We start from the raw sequence: 22,226 nt of genomic DNA on the forward strand, positions 1-22,226 counted from the left end.
GTGGTCATGGCGAACAGACGTGCAGTGGTGACCGGGGCGAGCTCGGGGATCGGCGAAGCGGCGGTGCGTGCGCTGCGCGAGACCGGATGGGACGTGGTCGGCGTCGCGCGACGCGCCGATCGGCTCGCCGCCCTGGAGGCCGAGACGGGCGCCGTCGCGTTCGCGGCGGACCTCACGACCGACGCCGACGTCGAGGCGCTCGCCGCGTTCCTGGCGGACTCCGGCCCGGTGCACGCCCTCGTCCACGTGGCCGGCGGCGCACGCGGCACCGACCGCGTCGAGGCCGGCCGCGTCGAGGACTGGCAGTGGATGTTCGACGTCAACGTGCTGTCGGCACAGCGGCTGGTCGCGGCGCTGCTGCCTCAGCTGCGCCGGGCCGCGGCATCCGACGGTCACGCCGACACGCTCTTCCTCACCTCCACCGCCGCGCAGACCGCCTACGCCGGCGGCGCCGGCTACAACGCCGCCAAAGCCGGTGAGGCGATGATCGCGCATGCGCTGCGGCTCGAACTGAACGGCGAGCCGATCCGCGTGATCGAGGTCGCTCCGGGCATGGTGCACACGCCGGAGTTCACCCTCAACCGCCTCGGCGGCGACAGCGCGGCGGCCGAGCGGGTGTACGACGGCGTCGAGAACCCGCTGACCGCCCACGACGTGGCCGACGTCATCGCCTACGCGCTCAATGCGCCCGGTCACGTCAACCTCGACCTCATCACCATGCGCCCGGTCGCGCAGTCGGCGCAGTTCCTCCTCGCGCGCGGCCCGCTGCGCCCGCGCGGCGCGGAGGAACTGTGACCCCCGCCGACGGCACCGTCGTCACCTATCCGGCCGGCGCCACCTCCTCCCGCGGCACGGTCGTCCACGTCGCCGACGCCGGCGACGGGCGAACGGCCGTCGTCCTCGACGAGACTGCGTTCCACCCCGTCGACACCGCGTGGCCAGACCAGCCCGCCGACCGCGGCACACTGGGCGTGGGCGGCGCCGAGATCGTCGTGGTCGACGCCGTCGTCGGCGCGACGCAAGGCGACACCTTGCTGCTCGGCCCCGACGTTCCCGTGCGCACCGGCACCGAGGGCTGGACGTTCGTCGTCGCGCACCTCGTCGACGACGGCGCCGCGGTCGCGGCGGGCGACACGGTGATCGTGACGGTGGACGCCGCCAACCGCGCCGCGCTCTCGGCAGGGCACACCGCCTGCCACCTGGCCTCCCTCGCCCTCGACGCGGCACTCGCCGGCGCGTGGCGCAAGGACGCGCCGACCGATGCTCTCGGCGCCCCGGCGTTCGACGCGCTCGCGATCCAGGAGTCGCGGATCCTGCCCGACGGCTCGCGCGACGTGTACCGCATCGGCAAGTCGCTCCGGCGCAAGGGCTTCGATCCCGATGCGCTGGCCGACCTCGACGCACTGGCGGCCCAGGTCGACGCGCAGCTCGCGGAGTGGATCGCGGCGGGCGGCGCGGTGCGCATCGAGCGCGACGGCGACACGCTCGCGGACCGCCGCACGTGGGTGTGCGGGCTGCCGGGCGCCGAGGCGAGGATCCCGTGCGGCGGCACGCACGTCGCGTCCCTCCGCGAACTGTCGGCGGCGACCGTGGCGTTCACGTCCGCGACGGTCGAGGGCGGCCTCGAGCTCGTCATGACCACCACGGCGGAGCGCGCCTGAGATGGCGATGGCCCTGCCCGAACTCGCCGACGCCGGACTCATCGACCCGGAGTGGTCGGCGGCGCTCGCACCTGTCGCTGTGGACATCGCCGCGCTCGGCGAGCGGCTTCGCGCCGAGGTCGCCGCCGGACGCCACTATCTGCCGGCCGGCGACCGCGTGCTGCGGGCGTTCCAGCGGCCTCTTCCCGACGTCAAGGTGCTCATCGTCGGGCAGGACCCGTACCCCACGCCGGGGCATCCGATCGGGCTCTCGTTCGCGGTCGACGCGCACGTGCGGCCGCTGCCACGCAGCCTCGGGAACATCTACCAGGAGCTGGAGTCCGACCTCGGCATTGCGCGCGCCCCGCACGGCGACCTGTCGGCGTGGAGCGACCAGGGGGTCATGCTGCTGAACCGCGTGCTCACGGTCGCACCAGGGGCGCCGGCATCCCATCGCGGCTGGGGATGGGAGAAGGTGACCGAGCATGCCATCCGCACGCTCGTCGCGCGCGACCGGCCGCTCGTGGCGATCCTGTGGGGCCGGGATGCCGCGAACCTGAGACCGCTCCTGGGCACCACGCCGATCATCGAATCGCCGCACCCGTCGCCACTGTCGGCGAGCCGGGGGTTCTTCGGCTCACGACCGTTCTCGCGCGCTAATGAGCTGCTCGCCCGACAGGGCGCCGACCCCGTTGACTGGCGGCTGCCCGCGTAGAGTCGCCGGCCGACCGCAGACATCCAGGAGAAGCCATGCTCGAAGAGGAATACGAGAAGGACCGCCGCAAGCTGCCGCGCCATCTGCAACGGCAGCCCGAGCCCGAGCGGCCCTTCACATTCACGATCCGGCCCGTCGAGGACCGCGACATCCCCGACATCCGCGAGATCTACAACTACTACGTCACCAACTCGGTCGTCACCTTCGACGAGGATGTGTGGTCGGTGGCGCAGTGGCGCAAGAAGCGCGCCGGCCTCGCGAAGCAGGGCCTCCCGTTCCTCGTCGCCGAGTCGCCGTCGGGTCAGATCCTCGGGTACGCGCTCGTCCAGCCGATGTCGAGCAAGTCCGCGTACCGGTTCTCGGTCGAGAACTCGATCTACCTCGGCCAGGCCGCCACGGGCAAGGGGCTCGGGCGCGCGCTGCTCGAAGCCCTCATCGAGGCGTGCGAGGCGGCCGGGATCCGGCAGATGGTCGCGGTGATCAGCGACAAGGGCGCCGAGGGGTCGGTCGCCCTGCACGAGAAGATGGGCTTCGTCGAGGTCGGGCGCATGGGCCGCGTCGGCTTCAAGTTCGGCCGGTGGCTCGGCACGATCTACATGCAGAAGGCTCTCAAACCCGTGAAGAAGAAGGGCCTCTTCACGCGCTGAGCGTCAGCCGCTCGACCGACCGGGGTCGACGCTCTGCCGGCTCCAGTCGCGCACGGCGTCGACGAGCTCGCGCCAGGCGCCCACGACCTCGTCGTCGGGCAGCTCGGCCTCGAGGGGGCCGGTCCCCGACCACGTCGCGCGGATCGACCACACGAAGCCATCGGGCATCGGCTCGCGGCGTCGCGTCGCCCGGTGCTGGGCAGCGGCTTCGACCTCGTCGTCGGGGTCCTCGCCTGCGGCGGCGCTCGCCTCACTCCACGGGCAGCGGTCGATGAGCGTGATCCACTCGGATGCCTCCGCCTCGGGCGGCTGCGCCGACCACCGTCGCGTCATGCCGGCGATGCCGCCGGTGCGCGCGACATCGACCTCGACCGCGGGCGGCCTCGCGGGCGGTGCGGTCGGGTCAGGACTCGGCGTCTCGGTCATCCGGGATCACGCCGACGCCCGTCCACCCGGTGCGGACGGCGTCGACCTCCTCCGACTCCTCACCGTACTCCGCGGCCGCCGCTGCGAGGGTGGCGCGTGCGAAGGTGGTGAAGTCGGCCGTCGACGGAAGCGTCCCCGACGTCAGGGCGCGGTACCAGATGAGCCCGGCGCGCTCCCAGGCGTGGCCGCCGAGCGCCTGCGCCGTGAGGTAGAACGCGTGGTTGGGGATGCCGGAGTTGATGTGCACGCCGCCGTTGTCGTCGCGGGTCTCGACGAAGTCGCGCATATGTGCGGGTTGCGGGTCCTTGCCGAGCACGTCGTCGTCGTAGGCTGTGCCGGGGGCCTTGAGCGATCGCAGCGCCACGCCCTGCACGGCGTCGGTGAAGATCCCCTCGCCGATGAGCCACGTCGCCTCGTCGACCGTCTGCCCATCGCGGTGCTGCTCGGCCAGAGCGCCGAAGACGTCGGCGATCGACTCGTTGAGTGCTCCGGACTGGCCGCGGTACAGCAGGCCGCCCTCGTCCTCGATCACGCCGTGCGCAAGCTCGTGCGCGATCACGCTGAGCGACCTGGTGAACCCGCGGAACACCTCGTCGTCGCCGTCGCCGAAGACCATGCGCTCGCCGTTCCAGAACGCGTTGTCGTAGTCGCGGCCGTAGTGCACGGTCGCCAGCAGCGAGCTGCCGGAGCCGTCGATGCTGTCGCGGGCGTACGCGTCCCACCAGAAGTCGTACGTCGCGCCGAGCCCGTCGAACGCCTCGTCGACGGACGCGTCGCCCGTCGCCGGGTCGTCCTCGCCGCGCACCCGGGTTCCGGGCAGCACTTCGCGGTGCTTCGCATCGGAGATCTCGCGGTCGGGTGCGGGCGTCGCCTCGGCGACGAGCGTTCCCGGCTCCTGGATCGACAGGCGCAGGCGGGAGAGCACCGGACGGTACTCTCGCGGCGCCGCGAGGGTGCGGTGCGCCGCGTCGGCGGCCCGAGCCCAGTTCTCCTCCTGCACGGCGGCGATGCGGGCGAGCAGGTACGGCGGGACGATTCCGGGGCTCATCCTCCGAACCTACTGGCCGTCACCGACAGGGTGGAGTGCCGACGCACGTGCGCGCGACGCGCCACGCAGCGGCGATGTCGACCGTGGCACGGTCGCCTGACGAGGGGCGGCGAGTCCAATGAACCTTCACTGCCGAGGGGTCGCCGGCGCCGGGGCGCCGCACAGCGTGGGCGGGAAGCTCGATGTGCAGGCGACCGTCGTCGCCCACGGGCGCACCACGGTGGCGCAGGGCGCTGAGACAAGCGAGCCGTCCGCCGAGACGCACCGCCTCCCGGACCGCAGCGTCGACACCCGGCGTGACGTACCAGCCGACCCGCACCCGCACCAGCAGCCCGTAGGACACGAACATCCGCACGTCGACGTCCGAGAGTCCGATGCGGCGCAGGTCACGGGTGGACGCGACGTGACCTGCGCGCCCCATCGCCATCTGCCAGGACATCACGACGCCATGATCGCGGCTCACGCGCGCGGTTTGCTCTGCCGGAGATGTTCCTGGGGATAAGGACGACCCGTCACACCCCGGGGAGGAAGCGGCCGCGGCATCACGGGGCGGTCTCCGCGATGGTCGCGGCATCCGTCTCTCGAGCAGCTCTCGCGGGTCCCGACCGGGCGTCCTTATCGGCAGGACTGTTTCTCCACGGACTCGTCGCGCGCAACACCAGCGGGGAGCGGCCGTACGAGGGGAGGCCTCCCCGACTACGTGCCGTTCTCGATGACAGGGATGGAGGCCAGCAGCCGCCGTGTGTACGAGACCTGGGGCTGCAGCAGCACCTTCTCGGTCGGGCCCTCCTCGACGATGCGGCCATCCTTCATGACGACCACTTCGTCGCACAGGTTCTGCACGACGCCGATGTCGTGCGACACCATCAGGAGCGTCAGGCCGTCGCGCACGCGCAGCTCGCCGAGCAGTTCGAGGATCTGCGCCCGGACCGTGACGTCGAGCGCCGACAGCGGCTCGTCGCCCACGAGCAGGCGGGGCCGGTGCACGATCGCGCGGGCGAGGGCGATGCGCTGCCGCTGGCCGCCCGAGAACTCGTGCGGGAAGCGGTCGGCCATGTCCGCCTCGAGGCCGACGTCCTCGAGCACCTCGCGCACACGCGCGCGACGGTCGCCGTCGATCCCGAGCGCCCACAGCGGCTCGCCGACGATGCGTCCGACGCTCATGCGCGGGTCGAGCGACGCATACGGGTCCTGGAACACGATTCCCGTCTGCTTGCGCAGCCAGTGCAGCGACCGTGCCGAGGCGCTCGCGTCGACCGGTCGCCCGTCGAACTCGAGGGCGCCGGCGGAAGGCGTGTCGAGCGCCAGCAGGAGGCGGACGAGCGTCGACTTGCCCGAGCCCGATTCGCCGATGAGGCCGACCGCAGAGCCTTCGCGCACGTCGATGTCCGCGTCCTCGAGTCCCGTCGTGAACGCCTGCTTCTCGAACAGGTGCGTCTTCGGCATGGGGTAGCGCCGGGTGAGCCCGCGGCCGCGGATCAGCACGCTCACTCCGCGCCCCCTGGCCGCCACAGCGTCGCCGTCGCGTCGCGCAGCAGCTCTTGAGTGACGACGGATGCCGGAGCCGACAGCAGCTGAGACAGCGGAGCCTCCTCGACGACACGTCCCTGCTCGAGCACGACACCGTGCGTCGCGATCTGCGACAGCACCGCGAGGTCGTGCGTGATGAAGACGAGGGACATGCCGTCGTCGCGCGCGAGCGACAGCAGCAGCTCGAGGATCTCGGCCTGGATGGTCACGTCGAGAGCCGTCGTCGGCTCGTCGGCGATCAGCAGTCGCGGCCGGCAGGCGAGTGACATCGCGATCGCGACGCGCTGACGCTGGCCGCCCGACAGCTGATGAGGGTAGCGGGCCACGATCCGGTCCGGATCGGGGAGGGCGACACGGGATGCCTCGGCGACCGCGCGGGCCGCAGCATCCCGTTTCGAGAGTCCCTCGTGGATGCGTATCGACTCGGCGATCTGGCGTCCGACGGTGCGGATCGGGTTGAGCGCGGTGCGCGGCTCCTGGAAGACGATGCCGATCTCGTCGCCGCGGATCTCTGCGAGCTCGCGGTCGGGCAGGCCGAGGATCTCGCGGCCGTTCCATCGCACGCTCCCCGACGCCGCCGCACCGTCGGGCAGGAGGCCCAGGATCGCGAGGGCGGTGAGCGACTTGCCCGACCCCGACTCGCCGATGAGTCCCACGCGGGCGCCGTCGGGCACGGCGAACGACACGCCGTCCACGACACGGCGGTCGCCGATGTCGATCGTCAGGCCCCGCACCTCCAGGCTCACGAGACCACCTCCGGGATGTGCAGCCGTGCGCGCCGGGTCGCAAAGGGACTGCGCGAGAGTGTCGGGTCGGTCGCTTCTCGCAGGGCGTCGCCGAGCAGGTTCAGCCCCAGCACGGTGATCGTGATGGCGAGACCGGGCCACACCACCGACAGCGGGTGCACGCCGATGAACTGCTGCAGTTGCGCGAGGAGCAGACCCCAGGACGGCTCGGTCACCGGCGCGCCGAATCCGAGGTACGACAAGCCCGCCTCCGCGAGCACCGCGACCGCCATGCCCCACGAGAGCTGCACGATGAACACCGGCGCGACGTTGGGGAGGAGGTGCCGCCACAGGTTCTGCGCCGGCGTGAGGCCGGAGGCGCGTCCGGCCAGCACGAAGTCGCTCTGCAGCACACGGCGCAGCTCGGGCCGCGTGACGCGGGCGATGTTCACGCCGAAGCCGATGCCGACCGCCCAGATCACGACCCAGAGCGACCCGCCCCACACCGCCGAGATCATCATCGCGATGATGAGCACCGGGAACGCGATCAGGATGTCGACGAACACCGCCACGGATTCGCGCACCCAGCGCGCGGTGAGGGCGCCGAGGGCCGCGAGCGAGATGCCGATCACGGTTGCGACGAGGCCGGCGCCGATCGCGACGAACACCGTGGTGCGGGCGCCCGCCATCAGGAGGCTCAGGATGTCGCGCCCCGATCCGTCGGTGCCGAGCAGGTGCGGCCAGCCCGGAAGGGCCCAGCGGTCGGCGATGTCGACCTTCTGCGGGTCGAACGGCGTCCAGAACCGCGCGACGATCGCGGTGACCGCCACGACGGCGACCACGATGAGCCCGAAGCGTCCTGTCGACAGCGCCCACAGTCGGCTGAGCCACGCCCAGCGCGAACGACGTCGCGTGCTCACGATGCCTCCCGCTGCCGGGGGTCGATGAGACGGTGCACGAGGTCCACGACGAAGCCGACGATGAGCACGAACCCGGTGAGGGCGAGGAGCTCGCCCTGGACCTTCGGCAGGTCGCGCGCGGCGACGTCGGCCACGAGCATGCGGCCGATGCCCGGGAGGGAGAAGAGCTGCTCGATGACGACGGCGCCGACGATGATGCCGGCGACCTGCAGGCCCAGCACCGTGATGACCGACAGCCCGACGACCGGCAGGCCGTGGCGGATCAGCGCCTGGTCGCGGGTGAGTCCCTTCGCGGCCGCGGTGCGCACGAAGTCCTGACCGACCGCCTGCAGCGTGGCGCTGCGCACGAACCGCAGCAGCATGGCGCCTTCGACGATGCCGATCGTGAGGGCGGGGAGGATGAGCGCGCGCAGCGCAGCCCACGGGTCGCTCCACCCCGACCTCGGGAAGCCCTGCGCGGGCAGCCACCCGAGCCACACTGCGAAGACGACGACGAGCATCATGCCCGCCCACACCACGGGCACCGCGGCGAGGGTCTGCGCGCCGACGCTGAGTCCCGTGCCCGATGCCCGCCCGCGCCGCATGGCCGAGAGGACACCGAGCGGCACGCTGATCACGACGGCGATCAGAAGGGACAGGATGCCGAGGGGCACGGTCACCTCCGCCTTCTGGGCGAGCTCGTCCACGACGCTCGTGCCCGTGAGCAGGGAGGTGCCGAGGTCGCCGCGGAACAGTCCGCCGATCCAAGTCAGGTACTGCTCCGGGAGGGGGCGGTCGAGTCCCAGCCGCTCCCGGATGGCGTCCTGCTGCTCGGGGGTGGATCCCACACCGGCGATGAGGTGCGCGATGTCACCGGGGAGCACCCGGAGCGTGAGGAAGATCAGCACGCTGGCGACGAGAAGCCCGAGCAGGAGCAGGGCGAATCGGGTCAGCGTGTATCGGATCACCCGTTGCTCTTGGCGATCTCGGCGACGTTGAGGCGCTCGTTCACGTTGATCGAGGGCATACCGGCGATGTTAGTGCCGACGGCGACGACGGAGGCCCCGTTGTAGAGCCAGTCGGCGGCGGCGTCCTCCGACACGATGCGGGCGGCCTGCTTCAGCAGGTCGGCGGCCTCGGCCTCGTCGGTGGCGGCCAGCGACTGGGCGTACAGGTCCTGAACCTCGGGGTTGTCGTAGGTGAAGTAGTAGTCGGGGTTCGCCCAGTTCTCGAAGTCGCGGGCCTCCGTGTGGAGCACGAAGCTCAGGTCGTAGTCGTGGTTCGTGTAGACATCGGTGAGCCACGTGGTGAAGTCGACCGAGTCCACGTCGAGGGTGATGCCGACCTCGTCGAGATCCGACACGAGGATCTGCGGGATCGTCGTCGAGTAGAAGCTCGGGATGGTCAGCGTGAGCTCGAGGTCTTCCTCGTACCCGGCCTCCTTGAGGAGCTTCTTCGCGGCCTCCGGGTCATACGGCGCGACGTCCGACAGGTCCTCGTAGCCGGGGTCGAGTTCGGGGATCGGACCGTACTGGGTCTGCCCCGACGCGAGGGCTTCGATGATGGCGTCGTGGTCGATCGCCTGGCGGATCGCCTGGCGCACGCGCTTGTCGGACAGCGGACCGGAGGTCTGGTTGAACGCGAGCGTGCCCTTGTCGGTCGACTTGCCGAGCACGAGCGCGAAGTCGCCGCTCTGCTCGACCTGCTCCTTCAGGTTCGCGTCGAAGCCGGTCAGCACGTCCACCTCGCCCGCGAGCGCCGCGTTGAGGGCGGCCTGATTGTCGGGGATGTATTCGAACACGACCTCGGCGGCGCCGGATGCGTCGCCCCAGTAGGCGTCGTTGCGCTCGAAGGTGATGCTGTCGCCCTGGCGCCATTCCGTCAGCACGAACGGACCCGTGCCGTTGGCCTTGGTCTTGTAGTCGACGGTGTCGCCCTCCTTGAGGACGATGCCGGCGCGGCCGGTGAGGTTCCACAGCAGGCTCGAGTCGGGCTCGGTGAGGGTCAGCGTGATGTCCTGCCCTTCCGCCGTGATCGAGGTGACGTTCGCCAGACGCGCCGCGTCGCGCCATGCCGGGGTGTCGCGACGCGTGGTGAGCGACCACACGACGTCCTGCGGGGTGAGCTCCTGGCCGTCGTGGAACGTCACACCCTCGCGGAGCGTGAAGGTGTAGGTGAGGCCGTCGGGCGAAACGGTCCAGTCGCGCGCGAGCGCGGGGACGATGTCCTGCTCGGGCGTGCGGGCGACGAGGCCCTGGTAGATGTTGTCGACGAGGATCTGGTCCAGCGCCGACCCTGCGGTCTCGCGGATGTCGAGGTTGCCGGGCTCGAGCACCAGCCGGACCGCGACCGACGCGTCGGGGTCGGGCTCCCCGGGCGAGGTGGGCGCGGCGACGCCCCCGCCACCGCTGCAGGCGGTGAGGACGAGCAGACCGGCGGCCAGCAGCGACGCTGCGGCGAGAGCGGTGCGACGGAGCATGAAGGTCCTTTCGGGGGGTCCCGGGTGTGCTGTGCGGGGCTCCGGGGCTGCCCAGGGGGTCGGGCTGCCGGATAGGTATCAGCCTAGGGATATCGCCGAGGCGGGCGGCGACTGCGTACTCGGAACGCAACAGAAGTGTTAATGCTTCCCGAGCGGTGCCGCAACGGTCACACGGCGGCCATGGCGCGCAGGCGCGCCCCCAGCTCCAGCGGGATCTCCTCCTGCACGTTGTGCCCCGATGCGACGACGGCGACGGATGCTGCGGGCACGCGTCGTGCGAACTCCGCTGCATCGTCGTCGGTGACGTAGCCGCGCTCGCCGCGCAGGAGGGTCGTCGGGGCCGCGACGGCGGCGAGATCCTCCCAGCCGGACTCGCCGAGCACCGAGGCGACGGCGTCCTGTCCTTCCACAGGCTCAGGGACCGTCGGCCCGGCGGATGCCGCGTTCGCGAGGCGCGCGAAGTGGTGCTTCCACTCCACCCGGCCGTCGGGGCGGATGCGGGAGTTGAAGTACACGCCGCGCTCGGCCTTGCGACGGGTGCCGCCGCCGAGTCCGAAGGCCAGCGCGCGCTCGACGAGTTCGTCGCGCGAGGCCCAGTCGGCGGGGCCGGCGAAGAAGTCCCGGATCTGCTGCGCCCCGGCGTTCGGGTCGAGGCCCGGCGTGATGTCGATGACCACCAGCTCGCGCACGAGATCGGGTCGGGATGCCGCCACCGCGGCGGCGGTCAGCCCGCCGAGCGACTGGCCGACGAGGAGCTGCGGAGCGTCCGTCCACGCGTCGACGCCGGCGGCGACGTCGGGGGCGAGCACACGCGCGACGTAGAGGGCGTCGTCGCGCCACGACGAATCCCCGTGGCCGGGCAGATCGACCGCGAGAGCGGGGAGCCCGAGCGCGAGGATCGTGGTGTCCCAGGTGTGCGCGTTGAGGCCCGCGCCGTGGAGGAATGTCACCACGGGGGCGGCGCCAGGCGAGTCCTCCGGGGTGTACCGCAGCGCGCTCAGCGTGCGTCCGTCGGCGAGCGTCAGCGACAGGCGCTCGCCGCGGGGCACGAGAGCCTGGATGCCGGCCTCCGCGGCCTGCTCGGGAAGGAACGAGAACTCGTCGATGGGGTCGCTCACCCGCTCATCATGCCGCACCGCGGCGGCGCCCGGCCCTGCCCGAGCCGGCCCTGGGTAGTCTGGCGTCATGACGGCAGAACACCGCGTGCATCTCTCGCGAGCGGCGCGACCCGCCTATCAGGCGCTCTCGGCCTTCTCGAAGACCGTGGGCGGCATCGCCGCCGAGAACGGCATCGACGACCGGCTCAAGGAACTCGTGCAGATCCACGCGTCGCAGCGCAACGGCTGCGCCTACTGCGTGCGGGTGCATGTCGAGCGGGCGCTCGCCGCCGGCGTCACGGCGGACGACATCGCGCAGCTGCCGGTGTGGCGCGAGTCGGGCGTCTTCTCCGACCGCGAGCGGGCAGGCCTCGAGCTCGCCGAGGCGTATGTCTACATCCACGAGGACGGGATCCCCGACGACGTCTACAACCGCATCGGCGGCGTGCTCAGCGAGAAGGAGTACGTCGCCCTCAGCTGGATCCTCGTGTCGATCAACGCGTTCAACCGGATCGCCATCGCGGGCCGGTACAGCACGCCGCCCCGCGACGACCTCGTCGGCGAAGACAAGGACGCCGCCGCGGGTGCCGCCTGGTGACCGTCCCCACACCCCCTCTCGATCCGGCACCGGCCGACCCCGTCGTACCGGGGGCGGTCAACCTGCGCGACGTGGGCGGCCTGCGCGCGGGCGACGCGGCCACGCGGTTCGGCGTGCTGTTCCGCTCGGGCAACCTCGCCCGGCTCGATCGGGCCGGCACGCGCGCACTCGCGGATCTTCACCTGCGGCGCATCATCGACCTCCGCGCCGACGACGAGGTCGCGCGCGAACCGAGCCGCATCGCCGGTCTCGACGTCGTCACGCAGCGGGTGCCCCTGTTCCTCGGATCGGTGGAGTCCTTCTTCCGCGACGACATCAGCCTCGACGAGATGTATCGCCGACTCGTCGACGACTCCTCCGAGGGCGTCACCGCGGTGGTCCGGGGCATCCTCGCCGACCAGCCGGTGCTCGTGCACTGCACCGTCGGCAAGGACCGCACGGGCGTGACGATCGCGCTCACCCTCGCGGCGGCCGGTGTCGACCCCGATGCCGTGGTCGCCGACTACGCCCGCACCGAGGGTCTGCTCCCGCCGCGGCGCAATCGCAAGATCGTCGAGATGCTGCGCGCGATGCATCCCGACGCCGTCCACCTCGAGGACCTCGCGACCAGGTCTCCGGCGCCGGTCATGCGCGCGCTGCTCGACGACGTCGCCCGGCGGTACGGGTCGGCGGGGGAGTACCTGCGCGCGCACGGCCTGGCCGACGACGAGATCGCAGAGTTGCGCCGCGTGCTGCTGCGCCGCAGCGCATAAAGACGAGGCGTCCATTCTTCGCGGTCGGTGATGAGGTAAGGCAACCCTTCGTCAGCGGCTATAGTGGAAGGGTCATGGTCCAGAACATCCAGCCTCAGAGTGCCGCGCACAACGCGTCGGCGTGCCGTGCGTCGCGTCACACGCGCGTCCAGCACCTGATCACGGCCGACGAGTCGTCGCTGGCCGAGCTCGAGGCCGTGCTCGCGACCCTCCCGATCTGCTCGACGGGCCGGGTGTTCATCGAGATTCCGGATGCCTCGTGGCTGGCCGAGATCACCGCGCCGAGTCGCATGGTCGTGACGTGGCTCGACCGCTCGCAGCGATCGGGTGCGCCCGGCACCGGCCGTGGCTGCGCCTCGGGTGAGGCGCTCACGCGCGCCGTCACCGCGTGGGCCGACGAGATGCTGTGCGCTGAAGACGACGAGACCCGCATCCACCTGCTGGGCGGCTACCTCGGAACGGCCGACATCGTCGACCACCTGGTGGGGCTCGGCATCCGCACGGACGCGATCCACACTCCCGCGCAGTACGGCCTCGCCACCGCGCGCTGACGCCTCCCGCCGTCGTGGTCGGCCTCCGCCGCCGGATCTACCGCGTCTTCCGCGCCGCGGCGCCCGCGGCCTAGGGTATTGCGCCGGTACTCACCCTATTGACCGCGCCCGGGCCATCTCGGCCGCGTCCTCGTCGTCTCGTGCGATCAGGCCGCGCCGCGCGGCACGTAGTTGCCGTCGGCGAGGCCTGCCTCGATCTCGAACCGGTTGCGCAACGGGTTGCGGCCGGCCAGCAGGTAGAGCAGCGGCATGAGCAGCCCGTAGCGCTGCCACTGGCGCTTGTGCACGGCCTCGTGCCGCAGCAGCGCGTCCGTGATGCGCCCCTCGCCGGTGAGGAAGCACCCGCCGACGCATGAGCCGCCCCGCGGGAACGTCCAGCGGGGCATGCCGCGGAATACCCACAGGCCCTCGCGCTTCTCGACGCGGCCGGTGCTCCAGAGGGTGCCCCAGACCCATCCCACCGCGCAGCCGTACCAGTACCCGACGCGACTGATGGGCGAGTCCAGGAGGAACGCCGGAATCGCCTCGTCGATGCGCCGCCCCCGGATCACGGCGCGCTCGGCTGCGGCGCGCCACCCGGCGGGCGGCGTGGGGATGGGGCTCACGCGAGCGCCCCGATCACGCGCAGGATCGCGCCGAGGTCGTCGGTCGCCGCCGCGAGCGAGGCGGGTGAGTAGCCGGCAAGGGACGCGCCGACGAGCGGCACGCGTTCGCGAAGGCGCCCGACGGCGGCGGTGAGCTCGGCCACGCTGATGCCGAACGGCTCGGGATGGGCGTTCCCGCTGATCTCCGAGGGGTCGAGCGCGTCGATGTCGACGTGGATGTACACCGCCTCGGCGCCGGTCGCGAGCACCGCGTCGGCGAGCGCGTCGCCCGCCGCGAACTGGTCGACGGTGAGCGAGGTGATGCCGAGGTCGGCGACGACCTGGAGTTCGGAGTCGTCGAACGAGCGCGTGCCGCCCAGGACCACCCGCTCGGCGGCGACCGTGCCCGCCGGCAGCGACAGACCCGGGTCGCCGTCGCCGATGACGGCGCGCAGCACCATGCCGGCGAAGGCGCCCGACGGCGAGGAGTCGGGCGAGTTGAGATCGGGGTGCGCGTCGATCCAGACCACAGCGAGTCCGGGGGCGCGGCGGGCGGCGTGCGCGATCGGGGCGAGCGCGATGCCGCAGTCGCCGCCGATCGTGAGCACCGCCTCCTCCGGAGCGGTGACGTCGTGTGCGTCCAGGGCCTGCGCGACCATCCCGCGCACGCGCTGCAGAGCGCTGAGGCGATGGATGCCCGTATCCAGCGACTCGCCGGCCTCCATCGGCACGTCCAGCACCGTGGTCGAGGCCCGGGGCAGGTCTCCGGCGATCGCCTGGGCGCCATCGATGAGCTGCATCGCGCGGGAGGAGGGGCTTCCCTGCCATTGCGGGACAACCAGGTATCGCGTCATCCCTTCATCTTCGCCTAGACCGCGGCCCGTGGCATCCGTCACCGCCGATACAGAGCAGGTGCCGGAGAAGCCGGGATCAGGAAGCGCCGCCGCAGACACGGCGAAGGGCGCCGGATCCTCGCGGACCCGGCGCCCTTCGCGGTGAGCGGTGAGCTCAGTTCTCGATCGCGGCCTGCGTCGGCGCGCCGATCTTGAGGGCCGCGAGGCGAGCCTCGACCTCGGTCAGCTCGCCGACGTCCTCGAGGGCGTTGAACTGGGCGTCGAGGCTCGACGCGGCCAGCTCCTGCTTGCCGGCGGCGAGGGCCTCCTGGCGGCGGACCTTGTCTTCGAACCGGCCGAGCTCGCTCGTCGGGTCGAGCACGTCGATCGACTTGACGGCGTCGTGGACCTTGTTCTGGGCCTCGGCGGTCTTGGCACGCGCGAGAAGCTCGGAGCGCTTGGACCGCAGCTGCTCCAGCTTCTGCTTCATGCCATTGAGGCCCTCCTTCAGCTTGTCGACGACCTCGTTCTGCGTCGCGATGGTCGGCGCGATCGCCTTGGCCTCGTTCTCCTCGCTGATCTGACGCTGCAGCGCGATCTTGGCGAGGTTGTCGAACTTGTCGGCGTCGGCGGTGTTGCCCGTCCTGCGCAGCTCGTCGGCCTTGCGGCTGGCAGCGAGGGCCTTGTTGCCCCACTCGGCGGCCGCCTGAACGTCCTCCTGGTGGTCGCGCTCGAGCAGGCGCAGGTTGCCGATGGTCTCGGCGATGGCCGACTCGGCGTCGGCGATCGAGTTGGTGTAGTCGCGCACGAGCTGGTCGAGCATCTTCTGCGGGTCCTCAGCGGAGTCGAGGAGTGCGTTGATGTTCGCCTTCATGAGGGTCGAGATGCGGCCGAAGATGGACTGCTTCGCCATCGGATTTCCTTCCTATCGGACTTCAGTTCTGAGTCGGTGAGTCTGGTCTGGAGACGGATGCCGCGGCCTGCTGCCCTCGGGCGGCCGGGCGATTTCGGGTCAGAAGCGGCCACCTCCTCGGCGCGCGCGCGTGCCGCCGCCTCCGAAGCTACCGGGTCGCATGCCGCCCGACGAGCGGCCAGGGCCACCGCCGCCGAGCATGCCGCCGAGTCCGCCGCCCATGCCTCCCGAGGAGCGGCCGCCGCTCAGCACGGAGTTCAGCACGATGCCGCCCAGGACGGCGCCGAGCATGCCCCCGCCGGACTGGCCGCCCTGCTGGCCTCCGCCGAACATGCCGCCCGACCCGGCGTCGAACGCGCCGACGTCGTTCTGCGCGAGCTGGATCGCCTGCCCGGCGAGCTGGTCGGCACGCTGCGCCTGCTGCATCGCCTGCTGCGGGTCGCTCGCCTGCAGCGCCTGGGCGCGGGCGAGGGAGGCTCCGGCCTCGGCGAGGCGGGTGCGCGCCTGGGCGCCGACCGCGCCGCGTCGCGCGGTGATGTAGTCCTCGGCCGCCGAGACCTGCGCCTGCGCCTGCATCATCACCTGGCCGACCATCTGGCGTGCGCGCTCAGCCTGGGCCGCGGCATCACGGACGCCCTGCACGAGCGTGTCGATCTGCGTGTTGGCCGATTCGAGGCTCTGGAGCGCCGCGAGCGGGCGCTTGGCGGTGCCGCTGAGCTGGGCGCGCGCGGCGTCGAGCTGCTGGCGCGTCGACGCGATGACGCCCGCGATCCGCCCGTCGGCGTCGGGGAGGGCCGATGCTGCCGCGATGTCGGATTCGAGCTCGGCGACGAGGGCGGTGGCGTTGCGCTCGCCCTCGGCGAGATCGGACTGGAGCTTGTCGATGGCGTTCTCGAGCAGCGTCGCCTGGCCGACCGCCTCTTCGGCGGCGCGGATCCCGACCGCGGCCTCCCCGCCGTCGCCCGCGCCGATGGCGGCCTGCGCGGCGGTGAGCTGCTCGTCGGCGAACGCGAGGCGCTGCCGTGCCTGCTCGGGGTTGTCGACGACGGTCGCGAGCGCCTCGGGTGCGTACGCCGTCTGCAGGCTCTGCAGCCGGGAGGTCGCCTGGTCGAGGGATGCCTCGGCCTTCGCCTTCGCGTCGTGCACGCGCGCGAGCGCCTCAGGGGCGTTCTGCTCGAGCTTGCGCAGCTCGTCGAAGGCGGCCGCCTTCTCGTCGAGGAGCGCGTTGGAGGCCTCGCACAGCGCGATGATCCGCTCGTTCCAGGCGCGGGTGTCCTGCTCGGAGTCGGGGATGTGATCGTCGAGTTTCTGCTTGAGCTCGAACGCCTCGTCCAGGCTCTGCTGCGCGGTCGCGAGGGCCGCCTCGAACTCGGTCGTCGAGGCGTCTCCGAACTGCGCCTTCGCGAAGCCGAGCTCCTGTCTGCTCGTCTTGATGGCGTCGTCGGTCTCGACGAGCAGCGACGACGCGCGCCGCTCGAGTTCCTCGATGCTCGGCTGCGGCGGACCTGCCGGTCCGGCGGTCACCGCGCCCTTCTTGCGCCGGCGAAGGAACATCACCAGCAGCACGATGCCGACGGCGACGACGACGATGACGAGCAGCCACGTGAACCACCCGCTGCCGCCGGAGTCGGTGGCAGGAGCGCCGGCGACGGCGTCGGTCAGGCCGTCGGCGGCCGCATCGATCGCTCCCAGCCAGTCGTCCCGGGCGAGGGCGGGCTGGACCTGCTCCTGCTCGATGGTCGCGAGCTGCTCGTCGCTGACGGGGCCGGTCGGATCGCCAGACAGGTAGTACGCGCGGCCCTGGGTCGCGACGGCGAGCAGGTACTGGCTGACGCCGAGGTTGTTGTCGTCGGCGGTCTGGTTCGCCCAGTCGGCGGCGCTTGCCGGGTCGGTGAACTCGTCGACGTAGACGACCCAGAGATCGAGTCCGGTGTCGGACTTGAGCTGTTCGAGTCGCGACTGCGCCTCCGAACGCTGCCCGGACGAGAGCACCCCCGACTCGTCGAGCACGTACTCCGCGCTCGAGCCGAGCGTGACCGGCGGAGTCGCGAGCGCCGCCCCACCGCCGATCGCCGTGACCGCGACCACCGCAGCGGACGCCAGCGCTGCCGCCCAACGCAGTCGCATCGATCCCCCTCCGGGACTCGTGTTCCCCTCCCGCGAGTCTATTCAGCCGCGGGGATACGACGATAGCCCACGGCCCCGACGCCGGTTGAGTGTTCGCCGAGAACGCACGGACGAGCCGTCGATGCGGGTCGCTCCCGCACTGGGAGCGGGTCGGCGGGTAGCCTTGCCGGTCCGGAGGAGGACCATGGACGATCGCTACGGCGCCGATGTGCTGGCCACAGGCTGGAAGGGCCACGGGGTGCGGGAGCTGCCGCGGGTGGCGGCATCCCGCGATCTCGTCGTGGAGGTCGCAGATGACGGCTTCTGCGGCGCCGTCGTCGCCGCGTCGGGTGGCATGGTCGAGCTCGAGGACCGCCTCGGCCGCCGCCGGCTGTTCCCGCTCGGGGCGGGCTTCCTCATCGACGGCAAGGACGTCGTGCTCGGTCCGCCCGCACCCGCCGCGGCGCCCACCGGGCCGAAGCGCACCGCGTCGGGCTCGTTCGCGACCGCAGACTCGCGCGCCCGCGTCGCGCGTGCCAGCCGCATCCTCGTCGAGGGTCGCCACGATGCCGAGCTCGTCGAGAAGGTGTGGGGTGACGACCTCCGGGAGGAGGGCGTCGTCGTCGAGTACCTGCAGGGCATCGATCTGCTCGACGCCGCGCTCGACGAGGAGCCGCCGTCGGCCGAGCGCCGCTACGGGGTGCTCGTCGACCACCTCGTGCCCGGCTCGAAGGAATCGCGCATCGCCGACGCGATCGCGCGCGGCCGCCACGGGAAGCACGTGCTCATCGTGGGGCACCCCTGGATCGACGTGTGGCAGTGCGTCACCCCGCGGGCCGTCGGCATCGAGCGCTGGCCCGACGTGCCGCGCGGCATCGAGTTCAAGGTGGGCGTGTGCCGAGCACTCGGCTGGCCCGCGCGCGATCAGGCCGACATCGCCCGCGCCTGGCAGCGCATCCTCGCGTCGGTGAAGACCTACCGCGACCTCGAGCCCGCGTTCCTGGGCCGCGTCGAGGAGCTCATCGACTTCGTCACCGTCCCGAGGTAGGCCGTCGGCGTCTCTGCCCCTGGGTAGCCTGGAGGGGTGACGAACCCTGCCACGCCTGCGCCCGAACCCCGCACCTTCCGTGAGAAGCCGGTGTCGTTCGTCCGGCGCAGCGGCCGGATGTCGGACGCCCAGGAGCGCGCGTGGAGCGAGCTCGCCCCGCGGTACGTCATCGAGGTGCCCCGCGACCGTGCGGCCACCAGCATCCTGCCGGACTCGGAGATCGATCCCGCCACGGTGTGGGGCCGCGACGCGCCGCTCGTCGTCGAGATCGGGTCGGGGCAGGGGCACGCGATCGTGCACGCCGCGACGTCGCGCCCCGACACGGACTTCCTCGCGATCGAGGTGTTCCGCGCCGGGCTCGCCCGCACCATGCTCGACGCCGACCGCGCCGGCGCGCGGAACCTCCGCCTCGTCGAGGCGAATGCGCCCGAGGTGCTGCAGCACCTGCTGCCCGAGGCATCCGTCGACGAGCTCTGGATCTTCTTCCCCGACCCGTGGCACAAGAAGAAGCACACCAAGAGGCGCCTCGTCGCCGCGGGCTTCGGCGCGATCGCTGCACGGGTGCTGAAGGACGGCGGGACGCTGCGCCTCGCGACCGACTGGGAGGACTACGCGCTGCAGATGCGTGAGGTCCTGTCGGTCGCCGCTGACTTCCAGGCGACTTTCGAGGGGGAGTGGGCCCCGCGCTTCGACGGCCGCGTGCTCACGGCGTTCGAGCGCAAGGGCGCGCGCGTGGGACGCGACATCCGAGATCTGTCGTACCGCCGCGTCGCGAGGTCATGAGCGGACCCACCGGACCCCTCACCGGCCCGGTCCCGCTGCCGGGACCGGCGCCCGAGCCCGCGCGTGAGCCTCATGTCGAGCTCGACGCGGCGACCCCCGTGACGCAGCGCGACGCTTGGCGCTTCGTGCGCCCGCTCGGTCACCGCGACTTCCGGATGCTGTTCGGCGCCGTCGTGCTGTCGATCTTCGGCGCGGGGATGTGGGCCGTCGTCATGGTCTACACGGTCATCGGCGCGGGCGGCGGTCCGGTCGAGCTCTCGGCCGTCGCCGCGGCGAACGCCGTCGGTCTGCTGGCGTGCGCGATCCCGGGCGGCATCGCGGCCGATCGGGTGCCGCGCCGGCTCCTGCTGCGCCTCGTCGAACTGGTGAACCTGCTCGCGATCACGTCGGTCGCGGTCGCCGGGTCGTTCGGCGTCGTGACGATCCCGCACCTCGCGATCGTGGCCTTCGCGCTGGGCGCGGGGGCGGGCTTCTTCTTCCCGGCGTACAGCGCGATCCTTCCGCGCATCCTCCCGCCCGCACAGCTTCTCGCCGCGAACGGCCTCGAGGGCGCCATTCGGCCCGCGCTGCAGCAGGCCGCGGGTCCGGCGGCGGCGGGTGTCATCGTCGCCGCGGTGCTCGCACCGGCGCACGCCGCGTGGGGCGTGGTGGCGGCGCACGCGCTGGCGTTCGTGCTGCTCCTCTTCGTGCGCCCCGAGCCCCCCGCCGCGCCGGGTGAGCAGCGCGAGGCACCCGAGGGCGTGCGAGGAGTGCTCCACGACCTCCGCGAGGCCGTGGGCTTCACGATCCGCACGCCGTGGCTGCTGTGGACGCTGCTGTTCGCGACCGGATGGGTGCTCGTGTTCATCGGTCCCGAGGAGGTGCTGCTGCCCTTCGTCACGCGAGACCGCGTCGGGGAGGATCCGCGCCTGTTCGGCTTCCTCCTCGCGATCTACGGCATCGGCGGCGTTCTCGGCTCGATCGTTGTGTCGTCGATGAAGCTCCCACGCCGGTACCTCACGGTGATGATGGGCGTGTGGGGCGTCAGCACGCTGCCGTTCGCGATCGTCGGCATCACCCACGAGTACTGGCTCATGGCGCTGTGCCTGTTCGTCGTGGGCTTCGGCTTCAGCTACGGCAACGTCATCTGGGGGACGCTCCTGCAGCGTCGTGTGCCCCGCCACATGCTCGGGCGCATCTCGAGCCTCGACTTCTTCGTGTCCCTCGCGCTCATGCCGCTGTCGATGGCGCTCGCCGGACCCCTCGCCGAGGTGGTGCCGATCGAGGCGATCTTCATCGCGGCCGGTGTGATCCCGCTGATCCTCGGCGCGCTCGCGTATGTCGTCGCGCGCATGGCGAAGGATGAGATCGAGCACCCCCTCGACCACTGACCCCGTCCGAACCGAACCGACCGGAGCCGCCGAGCATGCCCGCACATCCCGACGCCCCGCCCGCGCCGGCCGTCCGCACGTGGTCCTGGTCTCTGGCGCCCGCTCTCCTCGTCTGCCTCGCCGCGCCGGCGTTCTTCGTCGTGCGCGTGCCGTGGCTCGGGTGGGTGCTGCTGGCGGCGGGTCTCGCGATCGCGTCGGTGACCGAGCGGGCGGATGCTTCGACCCGGCCTGCCGCCTCGGACTCCAGCATCCGCCGGCCGTCGCTGGTGCGCGACCTCTCGCTCATCGCCGTGGGACTGCTCATCGTGAGCGCGATCCCGCTCAAGGCGGAGCTCGACAACCTCGCCATCCTGCGGTTCGCGATCGCCCTCGGCGGCGCTGTCGCGGTGCCGTACGTGATCTCACGGTGGGCGTACCGGGACCGTGCCATCCGCTTCCCGTGGCGCGGCGGCGGACGGTGGACGAGGTTCCAGTGGACGTGGCTCGTCGCCGTGCTGCTGCTCGGCTGGCTGATCCTGCCGTTCTACTTCATCACGTCGGGCGTCTACCTCAACTGGCCGGTCGTCGACACCCCGGAGCTCATCGCACGCCTGTTCGTCGGCGTCGGCGCGGTGGGCATCTGGGACGAGCTGTTCTTCATCTGCACCTGCTTCGCGCTGCTGCGGCGGCACTTCCCGTTCTGGCAGGCGAACATCCTGCAGTCGGTGGTGTTCGTCTCGTTCCTGTGGGAGCTCGGCTACCAGGCATGGGGTCCGGTGCTCACCATCCCGTTCGCGCTGCTGCAGGGCTTCATCTTCATGAAGACGCGTTCGCTCGCGTACGTCGTCACGGTGCACCTGCTGTTCGACGCTGTCGTCTTCCTCGTGCTCGTCCACGCGCACAACCCGGGGACGCTCGATCGGCTCTTCCTCGTCTGAGCCCGGCGGGACGGATCCCTGCCCAGGCCCTGCCCAGGGCGCGCGGCTAAGGTGGTCGACGGATCCCCGACCGGATCCCCGGACGACGGATCAGTACCCGGTACGCGACAAGACTGGCCAGGAGCACAGTCATGTCGTGGGTCATCCTCGTCGTTTCCGGCATCCTCGAGGCCGTGTGGGCCACCGCGCTCGGCAAGACCGAGGGCTTCACGAAGCTCTGGCCGTCGGTGATCTTCGGGGTCGCGCTCGTCGCCAGCATGGGCGGACTCGCCTGGGCGATGCGCGACATCTCCACCGGCACCGCGTACGCGGTGTGGGTCGGCATCGGCGCTTCGCTGACCGTCGCCTACGCCATGATCACCGGCGACGAGGCGTTCTCGTTCGTCAAGATGCTTCTCATCCTCGGCCTCGTAGGCTGCGTCGTCGGCTTGAAGCTCGTCGGCCACGAGTGACCTCCGGGCACCGGATGCCGCGATCCGGCGACCGCGCCGGGTCGCGGCATCCGTCCTGGTCGGCCTCGATCATGAGAGCTCGATGAGAGTGCCCCTCGTGGGACTGGCCGTGC

At 71.6% G+C, this 22,226-nt stretch carries 25 protein-coding genes and 1 riboswitch; of the genes, 12 read left to right on the forward strand and 13 right to left on the reverse strand.

Annotation, left to right across the window (positions count from 1 at the left end; translation table 11 throughout):
- Positions 1–6 precede the first annotated feature (6 nt).
- From RS82_RS05240 to RS82_RS05255, 4 genes are read left to right on the forward strand one after another with little or no spacing between them, the layout of a single operon-like run.
- Positions 7–795 carry an SDR family oxidoreductase gene (locus RS82_RS05240; protein ID WP_045297455.1) on the forward strand — a complete coding sequence of 263 codons (789 nt, stop codon included), beginning with the start codon at positions 7–9 and terminating at the stop codon, positions 793–795.
- Positions 792–1,661: an alanyl-tRNA editing protein gene (locus RS82_RS05245; RefSeq protein ID WP_045297457.1), complete on the forward strand. Its 870-nt coding sequence runs from the start codon at positions 792–794 to the stop codon at positions 1,659–1,661. Before RS82_RS05240 ends, RS82_RS05245 begins: the two co-directional genes overlap by 4 nt.
- Before the next feature lies 1 nt (position 1,662).
- The gene (locus RS82_RS05250) at positions 1,663–2,355 is read left to right on the forward strand and encodes a uracil-DNA glycosylase (RefSeq protein WP_045297458.1); all 693 of its coding nucleotides are present in this window, start codon (positions 1,663–1,665) and stop codon (positions 2,353–2,355) included.
- Between the two features lie 35 nt (positions 2,356–2,390).
- Positions 2,391–3,002, forward strand: a complete 612-nt coding sequence (locus tag RS82_RS05255; protein WP_045297460.1) for a GNAT family N-acetyltransferase — start codon at positions 2,391–2,393, stop codon at positions 3,000–3,002.
- A gap of 3 nt (positions 3,003–3,005) precedes the next feature.
- On the opposite strand, the gene RS82_RS05260 is transcribed toward RS82_RS05255, so the two are convergent.
- The 9 genes from RS82_RS05260 to RS82_RS05300 form a co-directional block, all read right to left on the reverse strand.
- The gene (locus RS82_RS05260) at positions 3,006–3,428 is read right to left on the reverse strand and encodes a protealysin inhibitor emfourin (protein WP_045297461.1); all 423 of its coding nucleotides are present in this window, start codon (positions 3,426–3,428) and stop codon (positions 3,006–3,008) included.
- Complete coding sequence (locus RS82_RS05265) at positions 3,406–4,476, reverse strand: M4 family metallopeptidase (RefSeq protein ID WP_045297463.1); 1,071 nt, start codon at positions 4,474–4,476, stop codon at positions 3,406–3,408. The genes RS82_RS05260 and RS82_RS05265 overlap by 23 nt, the downstream gene beginning before the upstream one ends.
- A 19-nt stretch (positions 4,477–4,495) precedes the next feature.
- On the reverse strand, positions 4,496–4,918 hold the full coding sequence (locus RS82_RS20615; RefSeq protein ID WP_211255864.1) for a hypothetical protein: 423 nt from the start codon (positions 4,916–4,918) through the stop codon (positions 4,496–4,498).
- 254 nt (positions 4,919–5,172) lie between these two features.
- The gene (locus tag RS82_RS05275; RefSeq protein WP_045297555.1) at positions 5,173–5,922 is read right to left on the reverse strand and encodes an ABC transporter ATP-binding protein; all 750 of its coding nucleotides are present in this window, start codon (positions 5,920–5,922) and stop codon (positions 5,173–5,175) included.
- Between the two features lie 41 nt (positions 5,923–5,963).
- The gene (locus RS82_RS05280; RefSeq protein WP_045297464.1) at positions 5,964–6,752 is read right to left on the reverse strand and encodes an ATP-binding cassette domain-containing protein; all 789 of its coding nucleotides are present in this window, start codon (positions 6,750–6,752) and stop codon (positions 5,964–5,966) included.
- Positions 6,749–7,651: an ABC transporter permease gene (locus RS82_RS05285; RefSeq protein ID WP_045297465.1), complete on the reverse strand. Its 903-nt coding sequence runs from the start codon at positions 7,649–7,651 to the stop codon at positions 6,749–6,751. The genes RS82_RS05280 and RS82_RS05285 overlap by 4 nt, the downstream gene beginning before the upstream one ends.
- On the reverse strand, positions 7,648–8,598 hold the full coding sequence (locus RS82_RS05290; protein ID WP_045297466.1) for an ABC transporter permease: 951 nt from the start codon (positions 8,596–8,598) through the stop codon (positions 7,648–7,650). The genes RS82_RS05285 and RS82_RS05290 overlap by 4 nt, the downstream gene beginning before the upstream one ends.
- A complete protein-coding gene (locus RS82_RS05295; protein WP_045297468.1) occupies positions 8,595–10,109 on the reverse strand; it encodes an ABC transporter substrate-binding protein in 1,515 nt (504 codons plus the stop codon). Before RS82_RS05295 ends, RS82_RS05290 begins: the two co-directional genes overlap by 4 nt.
- A gap of 167 nt (positions 10,110–10,276) precedes the next feature.
- On the reverse strand, positions 10,277–11,227 hold the full coding sequence (locus tag RS82_RS05300; RefSeq protein WP_245619520.1) for an alpha/beta fold hydrolase: 951 nt from the start codon (positions 11,225–11,227) through the stop codon (positions 10,277–10,279).
- 67 nt (positions 11,228–11,294) lie between these two features.
- On the opposite strand from RS82_RS05300, the gene RS82_RS05305 reads away from it, so the two are divergent.
- The 3 genes from RS82_RS05305 (at position 11,295) to RS82_RS05315 (ending at position 13,107) form a co-directional block, all read left to right on the forward strand.
- Positions 11,295–11,804, forward strand: a complete 510-nt coding sequence (locus RS82_RS05305) for a carboxymuconolactone decarboxylase family protein (protein WP_045297469.1) — start codon at positions 11,295–11,297, stop codon at positions 11,802–11,804.
- Positions 11,801–12,556 carry a tyrosine-protein phosphatase gene (locus RS82_RS05310; RefSeq protein ID WP_045297471.1) on the forward strand — a complete coding sequence of 252 codons (756 nt, stop codon included), beginning with the start codon at positions 11,801–11,803 and terminating at the stop codon, positions 12,554–12,556. The genes RS82_RS05305 and RS82_RS05310 overlap by 4 nt, the downstream gene beginning before the upstream one ends.
- A gap of 74 nt (positions 12,557–12,630) precedes the next feature.
- The gene (locus RS82_RS05315) at positions 12,631–13,107 is read left to right on the forward strand and encodes an SIP domain-containing protein (RefSeq protein WP_045297472.1); all 477 of its coding nucleotides are present in this window, start codon (positions 12,631–12,633) and stop codon (positions 13,105–13,107) included.
- Between the two features lie 146 nt (positions 13,108–13,253).
- Here the strand turns inward: RS82_RS05315 and RS82_RS05320 are convergent, their stop codons facing one another.
- The 4 genes from RS82_RS05320 to RS82_RS05335 all read right to left on the reverse strand — a co-directional run bounded on the left by RS82_RS05320 (position 13,254) and on the right by RS82_RS05335 (position 17,564).
- Positions 13,254–13,712, reverse strand: coding sequence for a Fe-S oxidoreductase (locus tag RS82_RS05320; RefSeq protein ID WP_211255865.1), 459 nt, complete (start codon positions 13,710–13,712; stop codon positions 13,254–13,256).
- A complete protein-coding gene (locus RS82_RS05325; protein WP_045297473.1) occupies positions 13,709–14,545 on the reverse strand; it encodes an arginase family protein in 837 nt (278 codons plus the stop codon). The genes RS82_RS05320 and RS82_RS05325 overlap by 4 nt, the downstream gene beginning before the upstream one ends.
- 154 nt (positions 14,546–14,699) lie before the next feature.
- A complete protein-coding gene (locus RS82_RS05330) occupies positions 14,700–15,437 on the reverse strand; it encodes a PspA/IM30 family protein (RefSeq protein WP_045297474.1) in 738 nt (245 codons plus the stop codon).
- A gap of 99 nt (positions 15,438–15,536) precedes the next feature.
- Positions 15,537–17,564 (reverse strand): TPM domain-containing protein, encoded by a 2,028-nt coding sequence (locus tag RS82_RS05335; RefSeq protein WP_045297476.1) that lies wholly within the window; start codon positions 17,562–17,564, stop codon positions 15,537–15,539.
- Positions 17,565–17,748: 184 nt separating this feature from the next.
- Between RS82_RS05335 and RS82_RS05340 the strand changes: the two genes are divergently transcribed.
- The 5 genes from RS82_RS05340 to RS82_RS05360 all read left to right on the forward strand — a co-directional run bounded on the left by RS82_RS05340 (position 17,749) and on the right by RS82_RS05360 (position 22,113).
- Entirely contained in the window at positions 17,749–18,591 is an 843-nt protein-coding gene (locus tag RS82_RS05340; protein WP_045297477.1) for a DUF3097 family protein, read from the forward strand.
- 117 nt (positions 18,592–18,708) lie between these two features.
- Positions 18,709–19,374, forward strand: a complete 666-nt coding sequence (trmB, locus tag RS82_RS05345) for a tRNA (guanosine(46)-N7)-methyltransferase TrmB (RefSeq protein WP_396653173.1) — start codon at positions 18,709–18,711, stop codon at positions 19,372–19,374.
- Positions 19,371–20,744, forward strand: coding sequence for an MFS transporter (locus RS82_RS05350; protein ID WP_483819040.1), 1,374 nt, complete (start codon positions 19,371–19,373; stop codon positions 20,742–20,744). The genes trmB and RS82_RS05350 overlap by 4 nt, the downstream gene beginning before the upstream one ends.
- Before the next feature lie 35 nt (positions 20,745–20,779).
- Positions 20,780–21,661: a CPBP family intramembrane glutamic endopeptidase gene (locus RS82_RS05355; RefSeq protein ID WP_045297480.1), complete on the forward strand. Its 882-nt coding sequence runs from the start codon at positions 20,780–20,782 to the stop codon at positions 21,659–21,661.
- Positions 21,662–21,718: 57 nt separating this feature from the next.
- Positions 21,719–21,783, forward strand: a riboswitch (guanidine-III (ykkC-III) riboswitch).
- Between the two features lie 9 nt (positions 21,784–21,792).
- Positions 21,793–22,113, forward strand: a complete 321-nt coding sequence (locus RS82_RS05360) for a DMT family transporter (protein WP_045297482.1) — start codon at positions 21,793–21,795, stop codon at positions 22,111–22,113.
- Positions 22,114–22,226 lie beyond the last annotated feature (113 nt).

It is taken from the genome of Microbacterium trichothecenolyticum (assembly GCF_000956465.1).
Classification (GTDB): Bacteria; Actinomycetota; Actinomycetes; order Actinomycetales; family Microbacteriaceae; genus Microbacterium; species Microbacterium trichothecenolyticum.